The sequence below is a fragment of the Frankia sp. CeRuru1 genome, assembly GCF_977966315.1.
In genome coordinates this window covers 1-4,695 of sequence record NZ_CDWWEW010000391.1, presented here as the reverse complement: position 1 = coordinate 4,695, position 4,695 = coordinate 1, and the positions used below count along the sequence as shown (strand labels likewise).

At 69.3% G+C, this 4,695-nt stretch carries 4 protein-coding genes; 1 reads left to right on the top strand and 3 read right to left on the bottom strand.

The window, feature by feature from the left end:
• Positions 1–127: 127 nt before the first annotated feature.
• The 3 genes from tnpC to AC08OP_RS21070 all read right to left on the bottom strand — a co-directional run bounded on the left by tnpC (position 128) and on the right by AC08OP_RS21070 (position 2,790).
• Positions 128–1,585: an IS66 family transposase gene (gene tnpC, locus AC08OP_RS21080; protein ID WP_476615765.1), complete on the bottom strand. Its 1,458-nt coding sequence runs from the start codon at positions 1,583–1,585 to the stop codon at positions 128–130.
• Positions 1,586–2,011: 426 nt separating this feature from the next.
• Positions 2,012–2,275, bottom strand: coding sequence for a hypothetical protein (locus AC08OP_RS21075; protein WP_476615764.1), 264 nt, complete (start codon positions 2,273–2,275; stop codon positions 2,012–2,014).
• Positions 2,276–2,412: 137 nt separating this feature from the next.
• The gene (locus AC08OP_RS21070) at positions 2,413–2,790 is read right to left on the bottom strand and encodes a hypothetical protein (RefSeq protein ID WP_476615763.1); all 378 of its coding nucleotides are present in this window, start codon (positions 2,788–2,790) and stop codon (positions 2,413–2,415) included.
• A 708-nt stretch (positions 2,791–3,498) separates the two neighbouring features.
• Here AC08OP_RS21070 and AC08OP_RS21065 point away from each other — a divergent pair.
• Positions 3,499–4,389: a class I SAM-dependent methyltransferase gene (locus AC08OP_RS21065; protein WP_476615762.1), complete on the top strand. Its 891-nt coding sequence runs from the start codon at positions 3,499–3,501 to the stop codon at positions 4,387–4,389.
• The last annotated feature ends 306 nt before the right edge of the window (positions 4,390–4,695 follow it).

Sequence of the window (4,695 nt, the reverse complement as noted above, 5' to 3'; positions counted from 1 at the left end):
GGAGTACTAGCCTGGGAAGAGCCGTGATCAACATAACTCTACGCATTAATCATCAGTAGCGACGCGTGCCTTGCCAGTAAATCGTTGGTAACTAGTCAGCTATCTGATGATCGGTAGTGGCTGGTGGTTACGCGGCTGGGGTGAGGGCCGGGGTTTCGGTGGGCAGCCAGGGGCGGCCCTCGGCGAGGCGGCGGAGGGCGTCGAGCATCCCGATCCCGTGTTTACGGGTCGTGGAGAGGTAGCTGCGTAGGGCGGCGAACTGTCGGGCGCCGGTCAGGGAACGCAGGCAGCCGGAGATCTTCTGCCGGACCTTGACCATCCTGATGTCGCGTTCGCTGCCGTTGTTATCCGGTGGCACCGTCAGATCAGACAGGAAACGCAGGTAGTCGGCCTCACGGTCGGCGAGGCGGCGGGCCAGGTTGTTCTCGGTCCGCATCTGGCTGGTCGTGCGGGGCGTGGTCTGGCTGATCCCGACCTGGACGGCGTGACGCAGCCGGCGCAGCACGGCGGCCGCGGTGTCGGGGTCGACCACGGCGGCGCCGGCGGCACGCGCCTCGGCGGCCAGACGCTGCAGGTCGACGAGGGCGTCGCGGGCCTGGCCGGCCCAGGACCAGGCCGCGGGGGTGGCCTTCTCCGCGATGGCGAGCAGTTCCCGCACGACATGAGCGCAGCAGAGCTGGTGGCCGGCGTCGACGAAGGCATCGTAGGGCGCCCAGCAGTCATGCACCACCACGCCGGTGAACCCGGGCAGCACCCCGAGGAAATCGATACCGTCCTTCCCGCGGCGGGGATGGACCACGACCAGGGTGAACCTGTCGGTGCGGGCGCAGTGCACCCAGTGCAGCTTCCCGGCGACCCGTAGGCCGGTCTCGTCGGCCCCGACCACGTCCGCGGCGGCGAGGGCGTCGCGGACCTGGGGAAGGAACTCCTTCTCCAGACGGCCGGCGGCCCGGGTGAGCATCGCGGCCACCGTGCCGGGCGAGAGCCGGATCCCGAACAGCTCGGCCATCGCGACCGCGGCCCGGTCCCGCGCGAGGAACTGGCCGCCATAGAGGTAGAGGACCAGCGCCTCGACTCCCGGGCCGTACCGGACCGGGGCGTCCACCCCGCCGGGGGCCCGCGCCCGGGTCCGGGCACCGCAGCAGGCGCACTCCCGCTCGACGAGCCGATGCTCGACCACCACGGGCCGTACCGGGGGCAGGTCCACGACCTGCCGGCGCTCCACCCCGGTGACCGGCGCGAGTACCAGCCCGTCCCCGCAGCACCGGCACACCGCCGGTTCGTGGACGACCGTGCGGTCCGGGTCGTCGACCAGTGCCAGCGTCGTGCCCTCATGCCCGGCCTGCCCACCGGGCCTGCGCCCGGACTTCTTGCGCAGCGACTTCGGTTCGGGCTTGGCCAGACCGTCCGAGCTCGGTGGCTTCGAGGAGTTCCGCGAGTTCTTCGCGAGCCAGGCCTTCAGTTCCGCGATCTCCGCGTTCGCCTTCTCCAACGCGGCCCGTAACTCGGCGATCTGCGCCGCCTGCGCCGCGACCAGCACCACGAGCTCGTCATACGACAGCGCGAGCGGATCCACAGGCAACACACCAGCAGCCTACGGACCGGTCACCCACCGCGAACACCCCACACCCACAGCGGGAGTCACCCAACAACCCGACCTGCAACAACAGAAATCGATCAAGACTGCTGACTAGTTACCAGAAGGCCAACACGGCACTGGCCGACCTGACGTCGACGAAACTCAATGCGCTCGTCCCCGGAGAGGCCTACGTATGGTCGAGCCGCGCCACCGACCGCGCGTTCACCAACGGCGCGGTCAAGGCCACCCTGCGGCCCCGGCTGACCCGTCACGGCGGGGCGACCAAGACGGCGCTGTCGGAGCATTGAGACACTCTCCAAGGATCCATGCGCTCAGCTTCGCATAAGCCACCTAAGGCCCGTCTTCCCGTCTTCCCACACTCGCTTGCTCGCGTCCGGTGCAATATCCCGCCGACCGTCTTCTCCCGGGTCTTCAAGGGCCGGTGGCTTCCGGTTCCCTGCCCGAGAATCGCGGTCTCCTGTCCTTCCGGTCTACGCACTGGGGGCAGGTTCCGGCGTCGATGGTGGTCGCAGCCCGGATCAGCGTCCAGGCGAGGGCCTGCGCTTCCTGCGCGGTGAGGTACTCGAAGCCGCCGCGGGTAGGGGCACGGTCACCGAAGTCGGCGCTGATGATCGCCGGGTGGACGGTGGACGCCGTCACGTACTGTTCGACCCGCACGCGCAGGGGGCCGGCCACCGCGGACCGCAGCCCAGGTATCTCCGGGATGTCGATCTACGCGATCTCCGCGATGTGGTGGTCGCCGGGGCCCGCGGGTTCGGGACGGAGATGGCCGGCGCGCAGCTGGCACCACGCAGCGCAGGAGTCGTTGGCGGTCATCGGATGACCCGCCGACGCTTCAGGAGGTCGCGGCCACTGGCGGAGGACGTCGTCGGGGTGGGAGGGCTGTGCCAGACGAGGCGGAGGTTCCGCCCGGCAACGGCGAAGATCGTCACGGCGTCGTCCGCGTGGGAGCAGACCGTGGAGAACGTCCCGCCGCGCGCGACGACGACGGCGTGGTCGCTGAACTGGAGGCCCCAGCCGAACACGTTGTCTTCCAACATGCCGACGTCCTGTTCGACGAGCGCGAACACGCGAGGCGCGTGTCCGGCGACGAACGTCTCCAGCACGCCGGGGGTGTCCTGGATGGCGCCCAGCCAGGCCAGATCAGCCAGGAGTCGATCGTCGGGCTGGGTGCGGGGCTCAACGGTCATGTGGCCCGTTTCCTTTCCGGATAACGCTGGGAAGGCGGCGCGCTCGCGCGACCGCATCACCCTTTGACAATGATCTCCACGCGAGCCAAAACCGGGACCAGCCAGGGGTCCGCCGGGCCCGCGGGAGAGCAGCGGAACACCGGCACGGCAGGGGCGCGGTCGGGAGCTGCGGGCATCGGCGGTCCTTCCTGCCGGGAGAGGTGGAACCGTCACACCATCGCCTGGACGGAGGCCGGGTGTCATTCCCTCGCCGACGAACAATCTGTTCGGGGCGCGCTGCCCTTCTGACCTGCGGGGATGTGCGGGCGGCGGGCCCTCGCTTCGGCAGTGACTGTCCATTCCCGGGGCGACGTTGCGCCTGTCGCCCCTGATCGTCACCGTCGTCGGCCAGCTCGTCGGCGGCGGCGAACACCGTCAGTCATCGGCGTGTCACAACGGCCTGCGGGAGGTCGATCCTGCCGATTGATCCAGCGAGGTCCGCCACGTTCTCGGCGGCTCCTGGCACGAGTGGCTGCCGCATCCGACAGGCCCTATGCCGAACAAACCAGGACGGCGCCAACGGTCTCCGCAGGTCACAGCAGTCGCAGCGGGGTGAACGAATCATTCCCGCTTGCGGGAATGACGGCCCGATCGACGATGGTGATGATCACTGTGCACGCTGCCCGCCGTCACCCGAGTGGGCAGCACCACCGACCAGAAGAGTGATTCGTGACGTCCCAGCATCCGACCAAGGCCGCACGCGCCGGCCGGCCCCAGAGCCGGTCCGGCCGCTCCGCCGGCGAACCCACCGATTCCGATCTGCTGACCGTGCACCGCGCCGACCGGCGCGATCCCCGTCATCGACCGTCCGCGTTGGCGGCTGCCGTGCTGGACGGTGCCGCCGCACGTCCCGGGCAGGACCTGCTGGATCTGAGCCTGGGCGCGAGACTGATGTCCGCGGCGCTCGCGGCCGTCGTGCCGGGCGGCAGCGTCACGACCCTGGCCCCGAGCCGGGCGGCACTGAGCAGAATCCGGCCGACCCCGGAGAACGGCCAAACGTGGGGATCGGTATGGGATCTCACGGAGCGGCCCCTGCCTCTGCCCGATGCCAGCTTCGACGCGGTCATCGGCTTCAGTGTCCTGGCACCGCTGCGTCATCCCCGCCGCATGCTGATCGACATCACGCGGGTCCTCAGACCAGGGGGCCGTCTGTCGGTCTGCGAGCTCGTGCTCGCCCGACGTCAGCCCATCGAGCTGGACGGGCTCAGTGCCCACGACGTCAGCCGTGTGGAGAAGGCGATGGCCGCCGTTCGGCCGGCCGCGTACGCGTTCACTCCGGCCCATGCGGTCGGCAACGCGCGTCTCGCGGGGCTCACCGAGGTCGAGTTCACCGAGGACACGGTCACCGCCCCGCTGGAGAACGTGATCGCCGCCGAAGCCGCGCTGCACGCCGCGGGTCCGGCTGGTGAGTCGACCTATCAGGTGATCGGCCGGACTCTGGGTGCCGCGTTCGCGCGTCGCTACTCGGAAGCGTGGCGCTCGACCGCCCGCCGACGCCCCATCCTCCTTCAGACCTCCATCACCTACATCACCGCGATCAAGCCGGACGTCTCCACCTGAAGCCCCCGGCCGCGCGGTCGCCGCCATCGCGTTCCGGGACCTCACTCCTCTCGCGCCACCGTAGTGAAACGATCACAGTCCGGGGAGTAGTGGGCGGCAACGAGCGAAGAGACGGGCGTTCCCATCGGTGTTTTCCCAGCTCAGGCGCGGTTGGGATAGGTGAACGGCTTCTTCGCGGTGAGGGGGATGACCACCCGACGCCGCCTGGACGATGGTGTAACGGTTCCGTTTTGCCTACCGTCAGTGAGGGTCGTTCCCATGATGAGGATCGTCTGGTCTACGCATCGTGACTGCACTGTCTGTACG

Bases quoted from the DNA above. Each gene is read 5' to 3' on its own strand.
- AC08OP_RS21070 (WP_476615763.1), bottom strand. From the start codon at position 2,790: ATGACCGTTGAGCCCCGCACCCAGCCCGACGATCGACTCCTGGCTGAT.